Consider the following 15,010-nt stretch of genomic DNA (forward strand, 5'->3'; position numbering starts at 1 on the left):
GCAGAAGGATTTTCATCGATATTTTGGATATATTTAAATCAATAACCATCTAGAAAATAGATGGATTAATAGGTGGATTAATAAATGGAATTGATCATTGATGTGATGGAGTGAGGAGACAGGCTGATGCGTCATTCCCCCGAAGCCCTGACGGCTTTTGCCGAGGCGGCCACCTTGGGCTCGTTTTCTGCGGCGGCCCGCAAGCTTGGCAAGAGCCAGTCGACAGTCAGCAGCGCCATTGCGAACCTGGAAATCGACCTGGGCCTCGCACTCTTTGACCGAAGCAGCCGCAAGCCCACCTTGACAGAAGGGGGGCGCGTGGTACTGGGCAAGGTCCGGGAGATTCTTGCCGCCAGCGACCGGCTGGACCGTGCCGCGAGCGAGTTGGGGGGAGGGCTCGAAGCCAGGCTCAGCGTGGTGTGGTCAGACACCTACCAGTCTGACCGTTTTGAGGACATGCTCATGGCTTTCGAGCGGCGCTTTCCCGATCTGGAGTTCGAGTGCCTGATTGCCGAGCACGGTGACCTGGTCTCGCTGGTGCAAACCGGGCGGGCACAGATTGGCGTGGTCGCCGCGCAAAACGTTTACCCGCCGGATATTGGCGCGGCCACGCTCGCCGAGCAGTCGGAGATCACGCTGTTTGTGGCCACAAACCACCCTTTGGCCAGCCTGAAGGACATCACGCCGGAGGTGCTGGCCAATTACCGGCAGCTGAGGCTGGACACCTACCTGGAGCAGGCTACCCAGACGATGTCCTCGGCACGTCGGGCCTGGTCGGCGCCCAGCTATCTCATGCTGCTGGAGATGGCCGTGCTGGGTTTCGGCTGGGCGGCCATTCCGCGCTGGATGGTGACCCGTTTTGCCTTGGGTAGCCTGGTCGAACTGGACGCACGGGGTTGGCCGCAGCGGGTGCCGGTTGATGCCGTCTGGTCGCGGCAACGACCGTTGGCGCGCGCCGGGACCTGGCTGCTGCAGGAGATGCTGGCGCCGCTGGCACCGCCTGTAAAGGCCTTGTCCAGGAAATAACCGGAACAGAAGTGACAGGAACAGGCGGCCGCTCATGAAAAAGCCTGCAAACCTTGTGTGGCCTGCAGGCTTGGAGTGAAAGGGCGGGAGAACCCGCCGGTAGCTTAGAAGCGGTAGCGCAAACCGACGGTGGTGGCGCTGATGCGGTCGCGGTCCCCACCGGCGAACTTCAGCTTGTGCTCGTCATATTGCAGTACCGCCGACCAGTTGGGGTTGAAGGCATATTCCGCTCCAATGCCGTATGACACGCCAAAGCCTTTCTCGCTGCCCGAGGCAATGCCCGAAGCGGGTGCGGCGGAAACGCTGGTGCGGCCATACGTTGTCCCGAGCTTGCCCAGCAGGTTGAAGGCGTTGCTCAGCGGGAACTTGCCCACCAGGCTCAGGTTGACGCCTTTGGCCTTGGTATTGCCGCCGGCACGGCTGACGTTACCGAAGTCGGTGTAACCCAATTCCAGACCAAAATTGCTGCTGAAGTAGCTTCCGGCGTAAATGTTGTAGGCGGTGTCGTGCTTGTCTGAGGGAAAAATGCCTGCGCCATTGCTCAGCGAGAAGTCAGATCGCCCGGCGTTGAATCCGACGTAACCGGCACCGGGTGAGTAAAAGGAGTAATTGCTGCTCGAACTGCTTTGTGCCTGAGCACCTGTGGCGGCTGCCAATGCGGCAACAGCCAGTACGGTGCCTGAAAACATTCGGGTCAATGATTGCATGGTGCTTCCTTTTTCCTTGAGTGGATGGATTGATGACAACCTCCGGGCGGGAGGCTGTTTGTTATGAAATACCAGCTAAAAATTTAGGCAAACATTTGTGTCGCGCCTGTGGGCATAAAAAGCGAATTTTTGTAGGACAAACGGCAATTTTGGAAGGGCATTGCGTCTGGCGGGGCCGGGCGGTGCTTTATCCAGCCCGGCCATGTGATTTGCTGAAAAGGGTTGATGCGCCATGCCGCAAAGGCTGCTGCTAAAGTTGGGCAATGCAGTTCATCACTCACTTGCCGGGAAGCAGCGCCCTGATACTCGATTCTCCCCACAGCGGCACTGCTTATCCGCCGGATTTCCTGCCTGCATGCGAGATGCAGACACTGCGGCAGGCCGAAGACACGCATGTCGAAAAGCTGTATGACTTTGCGCCCGCCCTGGGCGTGCACTGGATCGAGGCCCACTTTCCGCGCAGCTACCTTGACGTCAACCGCAATACCACCGAAGTGGATGTGACGCTGTTTGATGCGCCCTGGCCGGGTCCGGTGGAAACCGATCCGAAAATACTGTCCAAGGTCCGCCTGGGCAAAGGGCTGATCTGGCGCACCACGGATGACGGTGTGCCTATTTATGGACGAAAGCTCGCAGTGGCTGAAGTGCAGGCGCGCATCGAGCAGTGCTGGACACCCTACCACACGGCGGTCGCGCAAGCCATTGATGCGGCTCACCAGCAGCACGGCTACAGCATCCACATCAATTGCCATTCCATGCCCGCCATTGCTTCGAGCCAATCCACCGACTTTCCGGGCGAGAAGCACGCGGACTTTGTGGTCGGCGACCGCGACGGCAGCACGGCCCATGAGGCCTTGTCCGGGCTGATTTGCCAGCACCTGCGTGAACTCGGCTACACGGTGGCTTACAACCACCCGTACAAAGGTGTGGAACTGGTGCGCCGCTACAGCAACCCCGCGCAACACCGGCACAGCATCCAGCTGGAAATCAACCGCAAGCTCTACATGGACGAGGCGACGCTTGAGATCACGCAGGGGTTCGAGGCGCTGAAAGCGCATCTGCGCTCGCTGGTCAATCTTCTGCTGCAAACCGATCCGCGCCTGCTTTGATGGTCCCCCTGCAAACAAATGCTGGTGCAGTACCGGGTACCGTGTATCTGATACCGCGTGGCGAATGCATTCAACTGCCCGGCCGACATGATTACCTTCTTTAACGAGCACCACCAGGCTCACGCCCCTGAATTCGAATTTTTCCGGGGAGAACGTGTGCCGTGCTTTGAGACCCCGGCACGCGCCGAGTATGTCAAAGCCAGCCTCGCATCCCGCGGCCATACATTGCGCACTGCGCAGATGGACAGCCGCACGGTGTTGGCCAGGGTGCATGCGCCGCGCTACCTGGCGTTTCTGGAATATGCATGGCGGGACTGGGCCGCGCAGGAAGCCGGCAATGACCAGCGCCAGCCCTTTCCTTCCGTCTGGCCAGTGCGAACCCTGCGCAGCGATGTGGAGCCCGTGAATTTCATCGCCCGGCTGGGCCTGTATTCGATGGACAACGGCTCGCCGCTCGCCGCAGGCACCTGGATCGCCGCCAAGGCCGGCGCGGATGCCGCCGCCAGCGGGGCCGCTTTGCTGGCGGGTGGAAATAGCGGTGAACGGGCCGTGTTTTGCTGCAGCCGCCCACCCGGCCACCACGCCGGGCCGGATTTCATGGGTGGCTATTGTTTTTTGAACAACGCGGCGGTGGCTGCCCAGGCGCTGCGCGATGGCGGCGCGGCGCGGGTGGCCGTGCTCGACGTGGACTACCACCACGGCAACGGCACGCAAAGCATTTTTTACGACCGTGCCGATGTGCTGTTTATCAGTTTGCACGGTGATCCGTTGACCGAATACCCGTTCTACCTGGGCCACGCCGATGAGACCGGCGTTGGCGAGGGCGCCGGGTTCAACCTGAACCTGCCACTGCCTGCGGGATGCACGGCGGCGCGCTGGTTTGACGCGCTGGAGCACGCCTGCCTTCGCATCGCGGCTTTTGGGGCGGACGCGCTGGTGGTTTCGCTGGGGCTGGACACTTTCTGCGAAGACCCGATCTCCAAATTCGCCCTTCAGGCCGGTGACTTCAGCCGCCTGGGCGAGCGCCTGGGCAGGCTTGGCCTGCCGACGGTGTTTGTGCTGGAGGGCGGTTATGCTGCCGCCGCGCTGGGCACCAATGCGGTGAACGTGATTGAAGGCTTTGAGGGCACCTGAATGGACCAGATCGATTGCGTGGTGATAGGTGCGGGCGTGGTGGGCCTGGCGGTGGCGCGCGCGCTGGCGTTGCAAGGAAGGGAAGTGATGGTGCTGGAGGCGGCGGATGCGATTGGCACCGGCACCAGCTCGCGCAACAGCGAAGTGATTCATGCCGGCATCTACTACCCGCAAGGCTCGCTCAAGGCCCGGCTGTGCGTGGAGGGCAAGGAACTGCTTTACGCCTATTGCGCCGAACGGGGCATTGGCCACAGCCGCTGCGGCAAACTGATTGTGGCGACCAGCGATGCACAGGTGGCGCAACTGCAAGGCATCATCGCCAAGGCGGCGGCCAATGGCGTGCACGACCTGGCACTGCTCACACGCGAAGAGGCGAGGGCGCTGGAGCCGCAACTGGTGTGCGTGGCGGCGGTGCATTCGCCCAGCACCGGCATTGTGGACAGCCACGGGCTGATGCTGGCGCTGCAGGGCGATCTGGAGAACGCCGGCGGCCTTGTGGTCCTGAACTCGCCCCTGGCTCGGGCGGAATGTGCGCAGGGGGCTATTATTTTGATAGCGGAAGACGGCACGGAACTGCAGGCTAAAACCGTGGTCAATGCGGCGGGCCTGCATGCGCAATCTCTCGCCCGGAAGTTTGCCGGGTTGGCCGGCAAACATGTGCCGCCCAGCCATTACGCCAAAGGCAATTACTTCACGCTGTCGGGGCGCTCACCGTTCAGCCGGTTGATCTATCCGGTACCGGAAGCTGCGGGCCTGGGTGTGCACCTGACGATCGACCTGGGCGGGCAGGCCAAATTCGGGCCGGATGTGCAATGGGTCAACGCGCCCGATGACCTGGTGGTGGACCCGGCACGCGGGGAGGCGTTTTATGCGGAGGTGCGCAAGTACTGGCCGGCGCTCCAGGAGGGCGCCCTGATACCGGGCTACGCCGGCATTCGCCCCAAAATCCAGGCACCGGACGAACCGGCCAGGGACTTTCTGATTCAGGGCCCCGACGTGCATGGCGTACCCGGGCTGGTGAACCTGTTCGGCATTGAGTCACCGGGCCTCACCAGCTCACTGGCGATTGGCAACTACGTCAGCAGATTGCTATAGAGCTTGCTGCACCGGCGGTGTGTTGTGTGTTGTATAGCAGGGCGCTGCGATTTTCAGATCACTGCGCCGCCCAGCCGCCGTCCATGTTCCAGGCAACGCCACGCACATTGTTGCCCGCCGGAGAACAGAAGAACACCGCCAGCGCGCCCAGCTCTTCAGGCGTGGTGAATTGCAGGGAAGGCTCTTTTTCACCCAGCAGTTGCTGGGTGGCCGCCTCGATGGAGAGGCTTCCTGCTGCGGCCCTGGCGTCCACCTGTTTTTGTACCAGGGGCGTCAGCACCCAACCGGGGCAGATGGCGTTGCAGGTCACGCCGCTGGTGGCGTTTTCAAGCGCGGTGACTTTGGTCAGCCCGACAATGCCGTGCTTGGCCGCCACGTAGGCCGATTTTTCCGCGGAGCCGACGAGGCCATGCACCGAAGCGACATTGATGATGCGGCCCCAGCCCTTGCCATTGTCGGCGGCCTGCATGGCGGGCAGTGCCAGGCGTGTGGCATGAAAGGCGCTGCTCAGGTTGATCGCGATGACCGCGTCCCATCTTTCAACCGGGAAATTCTCTACCCGGGCCACATGCTGGATGCCCGCGTTGTTGACGAGAATGTCGACCTGGCCGAACTGGGAGGCGGCAAACTTCATCATGTCTTCAATGTCGGCGGGCTTGCTCATGTCGGCACCGTGGTAGGCCACCTTGACGCCCAGCGCCTCGATCTCCGCCTTGGGGCCGTCCACATCGCCAAACCCATTGAGGACGATGTTGGCGCCCTGTACGGCCAGGGATTTTGCAATGCCCAGGCCAATGCCGCTGGTAGAGCCGGTGACGAGAGCTGTTTTACCTTTGAGCATGGTGTTTCTCCGGATGATTTACGATGGTTGGCATGAGATTTAAACGGCGCCTGCAGGCAGCGTGTCCCAAAAATTCTCAAGCAATTATCGAGCCTTTCAAATCCAGCCCCTGTATCCAACTACCAACAACACTGAAGCGGACCGCCTGCACCATGACTGAACCCAGCCTGAACCATGTAACTTGTCCGGATGCCTCTGGAGGCCATCGCATGGCCTATTGGCAGTGGGGCCGGCCTGATAGCGGGCATGTGGTGGTGTGTGTGCACGGCCTCTCGCGTCAGGGGCGTGACTTTGACGTGCTGGCGCAGGCGCTTTGCCGGCAAGCCGAGCAGGCTGCGCCAGGATCCGGCGGCCTTCGTGTGGTCTGCCCCGATGTGGTCGGACGCGGTGAAAGCGACTGGCTGAAAGATCCCATGGGCTACCAGTTGCCGGCTTATGCGGCTGACATGCTGGTGCTACTGGCCCATTTGCACGCCCGTGCGCCCATCACGACGCTGGATTGGGTAGGCTCCAGCATGGGCGGGCTGATCGGCATCGGGGTGTGCGGCCAGCCGGGTCTGCCCTTGCCTGTTCCGGTGCGGTGCCTGGTACTCAATGATGTCGGTCCCGCCATTGAGTGGAATGCGATTGTGCGGATTGGCACCTACCTGGGCCAGGCGGGGCATTTCGGCTCGGTACAGGAGGCGGCCGACGCGATGCGGGCCGTTTCCTCCAGCTTTGGCCCGCATACCCCCGAGCAGTGGCTGGCGTTATCGCGCCACATGGTCAAACCGGTGTCGCAGTCTGCTGACAGCAAGTGGCGGCTGCATTACGACCCGGCGATTGCGGTGCCGTTCAAACTGGCTACCGAGGCTTCCACGCTCCAGGGTGAAACCATGCTCTGGAAGCTTTACGACAATATTTCTGCCCGGACGCTGCTGATACGCGGTGCGCTGTCCGATCTTCTGAGCTCAGAAACGGCGCATGCCATGACGCAGCGCGGTCCCCGTGCCCGTTTGGTGGAGTTTGAAGGTATCGGACATGTCCCCACGTTGGTCGCGGACGATCAGGTCGCGGTGGTAACGGATTTTCTGCTTGGCTGATACCGCGATCATGCGGGATGAGTCCCGGGCAACCATTTGATAGAGTTTTCATGAAAAGCAATGTGCTGGGGCCGGATGGCCCCACGGCCCCCCAAGGGCCCAACGCCTCCATCGTCACGGCCACGGCCGACAGCCTGCCCGACCAGCCGAATGCGCTGGCGCGCGCGCGTGCATTTGCCGAGCCGCTGATTGCCAGCGAGACGCTGGACACCGGCGAGAACATCCTGGCGCACGCTGATGCGGTGGCGGCCATCCTGAAGGGCATTGGCGGCTCGGAAGCCATGCAGGCGGCCACCTACCTCGTGCATGCCTGCCAGCATCTGACCAAGCCGCAGGAAGTGATTGCCAAGGCATTCGGTGCCAACTATGCCGCACTGGCGATAGAAACGACCAAGCTGGTTCATGTGCAGCGGCAGGCCCGCACGGCGGATGCCAAGGCGCAGCTCCTGGACGACCCGGCGGCTCAAACGGAGAATGTGCGCAAGATGCTGCTGGCGTTTTCGCGTGATCTGCGGGTGGTCATGCTGCGGCTGGCTTCGCGCCTGCAGACCTTGCGCCATTACGCGGCAACCCGGCAGGCGGCCCCGCCCGCGCTGGCCCATGAGTCGCTGCACGTGTTTGCGCCGCTGGCCAACCGCCTGGGCATCTGGCAGATCAAATGGGAAATGGAAGACCTGGCTTTCCGCTTCCTGGAGCCTGAGACCTACAAACACACGGCGCGGCTGCTCGATGAAAAACGCGTTGAACGCGAAGGGTTCATGGAGACCTTGCGCGCGCAGCTTGAGCGCGAGCTGAACCAGAACGGCATTGCGGCGCTGGTGCAAGGGCGGCCCAAGCACATCTACAGCATTGTCAAGAAGATGCGTGGCAAGTCGCTCGGTTTTGATCAGGTGTTTGACATCCGTGCCTTGCGGGTGATTGCGGCGGATATCAACGGCTGCTATGCGGCGCTGGGTTTTGTGCATTCGCGCTTCACGCCCATTGGGGGTGAATTTGACGATTACATCGCCAAGCCCAAATCCAACGGCTACCAGTCCCTGCACACCGTGGTGCGAGACGACGCCGGCCGGGCGGTCGAAATCCAGATACGCACCCAGGCCATGCACGACCATGCCGAGCATGGCGTGGCTGCGCACTGGGCCTACAAGGAGGCCGGCACCAAGGGCTACAGCGGCGTATCGGCCAGCAGCGAGTACGACGCCAAGATTGCCGTATTGCGCCAGCTGCTGGCTTGGGAGCGCGACCTGTCGGGACCGGCGGCCCAGCGGGCGCGGGAGGCCAAGCAAGGCCTCTTCGAAGACCGCATTTACGTGCTCACCCCCGACGCCGCCATTGTGGAGTTGCCTCAGGGCGCGACAGCGGTGGACTTTGCCTACAGCGTGCACACCAGCCTGGGGCACCGCTGCCGCGGCGCGCGCATTGATGGTGCCATGGTGCCGCTCAACACACCGCTGCAAAACGGCCAGACGGTGGAGGTGGTCACCGCCAAGGAAGGCGGCCCCTCGCGCGACTGGCTGAATCCCGAACTGGGCTTTCTGGCCAGTCACCGGGCCAAGTCGAAAGTGCGTGCGTGGTTCAACGCGCTGGCCATGGAGCAAACCGTGGCCAAAGGCCGGGAGGCGGTTGAAAAACTGCTCCAGCGAGAGGGCAAGACCGCCATGAAGCTGGACGACCTCGCCTTGCAGCTGGGGTTCAAGACGGCGGACGATTTGTTTGAGGTGGTGGGCAAGGACGAGTTGTCGCTGCGCACCATAGAGAACATGCTCAGGCCACCAGAGCCGGTGCTTTCGCAGGATGACTACCTGCTGGCCAAAAAAGCACGCCAGCCCGACAAGTCCAGCCAGTCAGGCAAGGGCGGCAAGGGGAGTGTGCTGGTGGTCGGTATTGATTCGCTGCTGACCCAATTGGCCAAGTGCTGCAAGCCCGCACCGCCGGACGAAATCCTGGGCTTCGTCACCAAGGGCAAGGGCGTGAGCATTCATCGCAGTGACTGCAGCAATTTTCGCAACATGGCCAGCGGAAGTCCTGACCGCGTGATCGAAGTGCAGTGGAGTTCACCCAAAACACCGGATGGTTCGGTCTACCCGGTAGATGTGGCCGTGGAGGCTGCAGACCGGCAAGGGCTGTTGCGTGATATTTCCGAGGTGTTTGCCAAGGAAAAAATGAATGTGATCGGCGTGCAGACACAGTCGGTCAAAGACAACCGCGGCGGCACGGCCTGGATGACATTCACCGTGGAGGTGGCACAGTCGGGCCGCCTCAATCAGGTGCTTGGCCTTGTGGCAGAAGTGGCGGGCGTGCGCTCTGCCCGCAGGCGCTGAGTTAGCGTCGAAGCTAACGCGGCAAGCGAACATGGGGGCTCTTCATCCCAGCAGGGGCCGCGGGACTGGCTTTGCCAGACCGCAGGCGCAGCGGCCCCCCTCGGGGGGGCAGCGCAGTACACGCAGTGACAAGCGTGGGGGCCAACAATTTCCCGCCGGGCCGCCCCAAGGAAAAAGCGCCCCCTCGGGGGGCAGAGAGCTACACGTGAGTGAGCGAACGTGGGGGCCACATTTCTCTCTGCTACAATACGAGCTTCGAACAGTCCTTAGGCGCGTAGCTCAGCTGGTTAGAGCACCACCTTGACATGGTGGGGGTCGTTGGTTCGAGTCCAATCGCGCCTACCAATCCTTCGTAAAGGTTGACCCGGAAATACTGCATCACTCTGTTGGTGCGGCCATTTACACAGGGTAAACCAAGGGGATTGTGTATATCCGGACTTCCTAGAATGTACCGAACCCTGTCGCTTTGACGCAGGCCGTCATTCAGAGGAGTATTCAGTGCAAAAAAGAAAATCCACCAGCCCGAAACCGGGTGTGCTGCCTTCGCAGGGCCCGTCCCTGGAAGAGGGCGCTCCTGACGCCAAAAGCGGCAAGGCCGCCCCTGTCGAGGCTGCAGCACCGCGGGTGATCAAGAAGTACCCGAACCGGCGGCTGTACGACACCGAAACCTCGACCTACATCACGCTGACCGAAGTGCGGCAACTGGTGATGGACAGCGCGCCGTTTGTGGTGCGTGATGCCAAGAACAATGAAGACCTGACGCGCAGCATTTTGCTGCAGATCATTCTGGAAGAAGAGACCGGTGGCGCGCCGATGTTCACCGAGGCCGTGCTGGCCAACATCATCCGTTTTTACGGCAATGCAATGCAGGGCTTCATGGGCGCCTACCTGGAGAAAAACGTCCAGAGCTTCATGGACCTGCAGGTGAAGATGGCCGAGCAGTCCAAGGGGCTGAGCCCTGAAAAGTGGGCGCAGTTCCTGAATGCGCAGTCACCCATGATGCAGGGCATGCTGGGCACCTATGTCGAGCAGTCCAAAAATGTTTTCACGCAGATGCAGGAGCAAATGCAAAAGCAAAGTGAACAGATGCTGTCGGCTTTTGGCCTGAAGCGCTGAACACTCAATTTTCTGCCTGATGTGCATGCAGGGCCATCGCGGCCCTGTCCGCTCCCGGCTCTGCCTGCTCTGAGACAATAGAGGCCATGAGCGAAGTACTTTCCCCGATGACAGCAATCTCCACCAAACCGGCCCCCCGTGTCGGGTTTGTCAGCCTGGGCTGCCCCAAGGCGCTGACCGATTCCGAATTGATACTCACACAATTGAGTGCCGAGGGCTATCAGACGTCCAAGACCTTTGAGGGCGCCGACCTGGTGATCGTCAACACCTGCGGCTTCATTGACGATGCCGTCAAGGAGAGCCTGGACACCATCGGCGAGGCGCTGGCAGAAAACGGCAAGGTCATCGTGACGGGTTGCCTGGGTGCCAAGGGCGGCGAGGGGGCTGGCAACCTGGTGCGCCAGATGCATCCCAGCGTGCTGGCTGTGACCGGCCCGCACGCCACGCAAGAGGTCATGGATGCGGTGCACCTGAACCTGCCCAAGCCGCATGACCCGTTTGTGGATCTGGTGCCCAATGCGTTTGGCGTTGCGGGCATCAAGCTCACGCCGAAGCACTATGCCTACCTGAAGATCAGTGAAGGCTGCAATCACCGCTGTACCTTCTGCATCATTCCCTCCATGCGCGGCGACCTGGTGTCGCGACCCATCGGTGATGTGCTGAACGAGGCACGCGCCTTGTTTGAAGGGGGCGTGAAAGAATTGCTGGTGATCAGCCAGGACACCTCCGCCTATGGCGTGGATGTGAAATACCGCACCGGTTTCTGGGATGGCAAGCCGGTCAAGACCCGCATGCTGGAACTGGTCCAGGCGCTGGGCGATATTGCCGAGCCCTATGGTGCCTGGGTTCGCCTGCATTATGTCTACCCTTACCCCAGCGTAGACGAAGTACTCCCGCTGATGGCCACCGGCAAGGTCCTGCCTTACCTGGATGTGCCTTTGCAGCACAGCCACCCCGATGTTTTGAAGCGCATGAAACGCCCAGCCAGCGGCGAAAAAAACCTTGAACGCATTGCGCGCTGGCGCGAGATATGCCCCGAAATTGTGATCCGAAGCACCTTTATTGCCGGCTTTCCGGGTGAAACCGAAGCCGAATTCGAGCACCTGCTGGAATTCATGCGCGAGGCCCGCATCGACCGAGCAGGCTGTTTTGCCTACAGTGCCGTGGAGGGTGCTACCGCCAATGACATTCCCGGCATGCTGCCGCTGGAGGTGCGTGAAGAGCGGCGGGCGCGCTTCATGGCCGTGGCTGAGGAGGTTTCAAGCCTGAAGCTGCAGCAGCGCGTCGGCGCCACGATGCAGGTGCTGGTCGATTCAGCGCCGGCCTTGGGACGCAAGGGTGGCACGGGCCGCTCGTATGCGGACGCGCCCGAGATTGATGGCGTGGTTAAACTGCTGCCGCCCGAGAAAATCAGCAAGACACTCAAGGTCGGTGAGTTCACCCGGGCCCGTATTGTCGGAACCCAGGGCCACGACCTGGTGGCCATACCGGTCTGATTCATTTCCCGCTTCAGCGGGGCGGTTTTTCAGCCGCCCCATGCGCACCAGCTTGCGCGCCCATATGGCGGACGAAAGTAGCGTATGAATTCGGATTCGGGCGCTTTTTATTGGCCCGATCACGAAGACAATCGCGATTGCGGGCAGCGGCCCAAAAGCAAAAAAGGCCACTGGTGACAGTGGCCTTGATTTGGCTGTACTTGCGTACGTTGAGTAATTTTGGTGCCCGGGAGAGAACTCGAATCTCCACATCTTGCGATACACGGACCTGAACCGTGCGCGTCTACCAATTCCGCCACCCGGGCACAGCAAGCAGTGTACCATTACATCGGCGTCCTATCGGGTTGACCCCCGAAAATATTTCAATTTCAGCTGGAAATCCGGTGTTTTCTCGGCGCTTCCAAATTGCAAGGGCCGCAGACTGCCAGCCAGCTCGATGAAATCCTGCGGATGATGCCGGTGTCGCAAAGCTCCCACTGCAACAGCGATATATCCCGATTTAAGGGCACCGCTTTTTATTAACCGTGGCCAGTATCTGATACAAACATAAACATGGATTCAGACGTGGCCAACCCAGCTTCAAGTCCGCGGGTTTCCATAACCCGGTTTCACGGCCTGCCGCCTGTTAGGCTGTAGGCTGTTGCCAGTGACGCTTCACGAAAAGAGATTTCTTATCAAAACAACGCATCAAAATTCCGGCGCATCGTCCGGGCTCCTCGCTGAATTCGAGGGTACGGTTTCCGGCCACCGCGACGGCCATGGTTTCGTTCTGCGCGACGACGGCGAACCGGACATTTACCTGCCGCCCAACGAAATGCGCGCGGTGCTGCACAAGGACCGCGTCAAGGCACGCATCGTGCGGCACGACCGGAAAAACCGGCCCGAAGGACGCGTCACCGAAATCATCGAGCGCTCGCCCAACCCCATCATTGGCCGTTTGCTGCAGGAAAGCGGTGTCTGGCTGGTAGCGCCCGAAGACAAGCGCTACGGCCAGGATATCCTGATTCCCAAGGGGGCGACGGGCACGGCCAAGAGCGGCCAGGTCGTGGTGGTGCAGCTGACCGAGCCGCCTGCGCTGTTTGGCCAACCGGTGGGGCGAGTCGTGGAAGTGCTGGGTGAAATTGACGATCCAGGCATGGAAATCGAGATCGCCGTGCGCAAATACGGCGTCCCGCATGAATTCAACGACGAAGCGTTGGCCCTGGCGCGCACCCTGCCCGACGCGGTGCGTCCGGCGGATAAAAAACACCGGGTAGATCTCACCGACATTCCCCTGGTCACCATTGACGGGGAGGATGCCCGCGACTTTGACGATGCCGTCTACTGCGAGCCCGCCAAAGTGGGGCGTGGCAAGGGCTGGCGACTGCTGGTGGCGATTGCAGACGTGAGCCATTACGTGGAGACCGGCAGCGCCATTGACATTGATGCGTATGACCGGGCCACCAGCGTGTATTTTCCGCGCCGCGTGATTCCCATGCTGCCGGAAAAACTGTCGAATGGCCTGTGTTCGCTCAACCCCACCGTCGAACGCCTGTGCATGGTGTGCGACATGCTGATCAACACCAAGGGAGAGGTTCACGCCTACCAGTTTTACCCGGCCGTGATGTTTAGCCATGGTCGCCTTACCTATACCGAGGTGGCAGCGATCCTGGCCAACACGCGCGGTTCCGAAGCCGCGCAGCGTAAGGCACTGGTTCCGCACTTGCTGAATCTGCACGACGTGTACCAGGCCCTTCTGAAGGAGCGCGGTGCACGCGGCGCCGTCGATTTCGAGACCACCGAGACGCAGATCGTGTGCGACGAGGCAGGGCGCATCGAGAAGATCGTGCCGCGCACCCGCAACGTGGCGCACCGCCTGATTGAAGAGGCCATGCTGGCGGCCAATGTGTGTTCGGCCGACTTCATCGAGCAAAGCAAGCATGTGGGCCTTTACCGCGTGCATGAAGGTCCGACCCCTGAAAAGAAGGAGATGCTGCGCAACTACCTCAAGGCGCTGGGCGTGGGCATGACCATTGGCGAGGAGCCGACCCCCGGCGAGTTCCAGCAGATTGCCGTCGCCACCAAGGACCGGCCCGATGCGCAGCAGATCCACTCCATGCTGCTGCGCTCCATGCAGCAGGCCATTTACACGCCGATCAATAGCGGGCACTTCGGCCTGGCCTATGAGGCCTATACCCACTTCACCAGCCCCATCCGTCGTTATCCCGACTTGCTGGTGCACCGCGTGATCAAGGCAGCGCTGACCAAGTCCAAATACCAGTTGCCGGTATTGCCCACGCCGGGCGAGGCCGAGGCCAAGCTGTCCAAGCGGCTGGCCTCCCGTGTCAAGGATCCGTCGGAAAAGCCCAAAAAAATCAGTGCCGACCAGCTGGCCTGGCAGGCGGCCGGCCTGCACTGCAGCGCCAATGAGCGGCGTGCCGACGAGGCCAGCCGCGACGTCGAAGCCTGGCTCAAGTGCAAGTACATGCGCGAGCACCTGGGCGAAGAGTTTGGTGGTGTGGTGACGGCGGCAACGGGTTTCGGCATCTTTGTCACGCTGGACGCCATGTATGTCGAAGGCTTGGTGCACATCACCGAGCTGGGCGGCGAATACTTTCGCTTTGACGAGGCACGGCAGGAGCTGCGCGGCGAGCGCACCGGCATCCGCTACGCGATTGGCACGCGGGTACGCGTGCAGGTCAGCCGTGTCGACCTAGATGGCCGCAAGATCGACTTCCGCCTGGTGCATGAGGGCGAGGCGTTGCTGGGCCGGGCCATGAAGGACAAGACCGGCGGCCATGCCGGGGAGTTGCCGGCGCAGGAGCGGGGGACTTCTTCGCGCAAGGCGGGGGGCGTGCGTGCAGGCAAGGGAGCAGGAAAACGCTCCGAGGCGCGCTCCGGCGGCCGCGGTACGGGTAGCGGGACTGCAAGGCGAGACGCCACGGACCGAGGCGCCGACAGGACACCCGAATCGCCGATACAGGCGCTCAAGGCTGCGGTGAAAAAATCGGCCGGCAGTGCCAGCCGGAAGCAGGGCAAAAAGCCCCGCCGCTGACGTTTTCTCCCCGTCCTGCTTTCTTAATCCTTTTGGCTCGCCCCAAAAT

General features: G+C 61.4%; 11 protein-coding genes and 2 tRNA genes. 10 read left to right on the forward strand and 3 right to left on the reverse strand.

Features of this window, described 5'->3' with window-relative positions:
- Positions 1-126 precede the first annotated feature (126 nt).
- Complete coding sequence (locus tag AC1DUR_RS12345; protein ID WP_477718021.1) at positions 127-1,026, forward strand: LysR family transcriptional regulator; 900 nt, start codon at positions 127-129, stop codon at positions 1,024-1,026.
- A 104-nt stretch (positions 1,027-1,130) separates the two neighbouring features.
- Here AC1DUR_RS12345 and AC1DUR_RS12350 read toward each other — a convergent pair whose 3' ends face one another.
- A complete protein-coding gene (locus AC1DUR_RS12350; RefSeq protein ID WP_477718022.1) occupies positions 1,131-1,733 on the reverse strand; it encodes an outer membrane beta-barrel protein in 603 nt (200 codons plus the stop codon).
- A gap of 263 nt (positions 1,734-1,996) precedes the next feature.
- Between AC1DUR_RS12350 and AC1DUR_RS12355 the strand changes: the two genes are divergently transcribed.
- The 3 genes from AC1DUR_RS12355 (at position 1,997) to AC1DUR_RS12365 (ending at position 5,071) form a co-directional block, all read left to right on the forward strand.
- Positions 1,997-2,842 carry an N-formylglutamate amidohydrolase gene (locus tag AC1DUR_RS12355; protein ID WP_477718023.1) on the forward strand — a complete coding sequence of 282 codons (846 nt, stop codon included), beginning with the start codon at positions 1,997-1,999 and terminating at the stop codon, positions 2,840-2,842.
- Between the two features lie 87 nt (positions 2,843-2,929).
- Positions 2,930-3,976 carry a histone deacetylase family protein gene (locus AC1DUR_RS12360; protein WP_477718211.1) on the forward strand — a complete coding sequence of 349 codons (1,047 nt, stop codon included), beginning with the start codon at positions 2,930-2,932 and terminating at the stop codon, positions 3,974-3,976.
- Positions 3,977-5,071: an NAD(P)/FAD-dependent oxidoreductase gene (locus AC1DUR_RS12365; RefSeq protein ID WP_477718024.1), complete on the forward strand. Its 1,095-nt coding sequence runs from the start codon at positions 3,977-3,979 to the stop codon at positions 5,069-5,071. It begins immediately after the preceding gene.
- Between the two features lie 58 nt (positions 5,072-5,129).
- Here AC1DUR_RS12365 and AC1DUR_RS12370 read toward each other — a convergent pair whose 3' ends face one another.
- Positions 5,130-5,912 (reverse strand): 3-hydroxybutyrate dehydrogenase, encoded by a 783-nt coding sequence (locus tag AC1DUR_RS12370; RefSeq protein WP_477718025.1) that lies wholly within the window; start codon positions 5,910-5,912, stop codon positions 5,130-5,132.
- A 152-nt stretch (positions 5,913-6,064) separates the two neighbouring features.
- Here AC1DUR_RS12370 and AC1DUR_RS12375 point away from each other — a divergent pair, with 152 nt between their 5' ends.
- The 5 genes from AC1DUR_RS12375 (at position 6,065) to rimO (ending at position 11,927) form a co-directional block, all read left to right on the forward strand.
- Positions 6,065-6,994, forward strand: coding sequence for an alpha/beta fold hydrolase (locus tag AC1DUR_RS12375; protein WP_477718026.1), 930 nt, complete (start codon positions 6,065-6,067; stop codon positions 6,992-6,994).
- Between the two features lie 50 nt (positions 6,995-7,044).
- Positions 7,045-9,315 carry a RelA/SpoT family protein gene (locus AC1DUR_RS12380; protein ID WP_477718027.1) on the forward strand — a complete coding sequence of 757 codons (2,271 nt, stop codon included), beginning with the start codon at positions 7,045-7,047 and terminating at the stop codon, positions 9,313-9,315.
- 268 nt (positions 9,316-9,583) lie between these two features.
- Positions 9,584-9,660 (forward strand) — tRNA-Val (locus tag AC1DUR_RS12385).
- Positions 9,661-9,873: 213 nt separating this feature from the next.
- Positions 9,874-10,431 (forward strand): polyhydroxyalkanoate synthesis repressor PhaR, encoded by a 558-nt coding sequence (gene phaR, locus AC1DUR_RS12390; RefSeq protein ID WP_477718212.1) that lies wholly within the window; start codon positions 9,874-9,876, stop codon positions 10,429-10,431.
- Between the two features lie 86 nt (positions 10,432-10,517).
- Positions 10,518-11,927: a 30S ribosomal protein S12 methylthiotransferase RimO gene (rimO, locus tag AC1DUR_RS12395; protein ID WP_477718028.1), complete on the forward strand. Its 1,410-nt coding sequence runs from the start codon at positions 10,518-10,520 to the stop codon at positions 11,925-11,927.
- Positions 11,928-12,147: 220 nt separating this feature from the next.
- Here rimO and AC1DUR_RS12400 read toward each other — a convergent pair.
- A tRNA-Leu gene (locus AC1DUR_RS12400) sits at positions 12,148-12,232 on the reverse strand.
- Between the two features lie 368 nt (positions 12,233-12,600).
- Here AC1DUR_RS12400 and rnr point away from each other — a divergent pair.
- Entirely contained in the window at positions 12,601-14,961 is a 2,361-nt protein-coding gene (rnr, locus tag AC1DUR_RS12405; protein WP_477718213.1) for a ribonuclease R, read from the forward strand.
- The last annotated feature ends 49 nt before the right edge of the window (positions 14,962-15,010 follow it).

It is taken from the genome of Polaromonas sp. P4_F4 (assembly GCF_056401355.1).

Bases quoted from the DNA above. Each gene is read 5' to 3' on its own strand.
- rimO (WP_477718028.1), top strand. From the start codon at position 10,518: ATGAGCGAAGTACTTTCCCCGATGACAGCAATCTCCACCAAACCGGCC.
- AC1DUR_RS12370 (WP_477718025.1), bottom strand. From the start codon at position 5,912: ATGCTCAAAGGTAAAACAGCTCTCGTCACCGGCTCTACCAGCGGCATT.
- AC1DUR_RS12365 (WP_477718024.1), top strand. From the start codon at position 3,977: ATGGACCAGATCGATTGCGTGGTGATAGGTGCGGGCGTGGTGGGCCTG.
- AC1DUR_RS12380 (WP_477718027.1), top strand. From the start codon at position 7,045: ATGAAAAGCAATGTGCTGGGGCCGGATGGCCCCACGGCCCCCCAAGGG.
- AC1DUR_RS12355 (WP_477718023.1), top strand. From the start codon at position 1,997: ATGCAGTTCATCACTCACTTGCCGGGAAGCAGCGCCCTGATACTCGAT.
- AC1DUR_RS12360 (WP_477718211.1), top strand. From the start codon at position 2,930: ATGATTACCTTCTTTAACGAGCACCACCAGGCTCACGCCCCTGAATTC.
- AC1DUR_RS12350 (WP_477718022.1), bottom strand. From the start codon at position 1,733: ATGCAATCATTGACCCGAATGTTTTCAGGCACCGTACTGGCTGTTGCC.
- AC1DUR_RS12345 (WP_477718021.1), top strand. From the start codon at position 127: ATGCGTCATTCCCCCGAAGCCCTGACGGCTTTTGCCGAGGCGGCCACC.
- AC1DUR_RS12375 (WP_477718026.1), top strand. From the start codon at position 6,065: ATGACTGAACCCAGCCTGAACCATGTAACTTGTCCGGATGCCTCTGGA.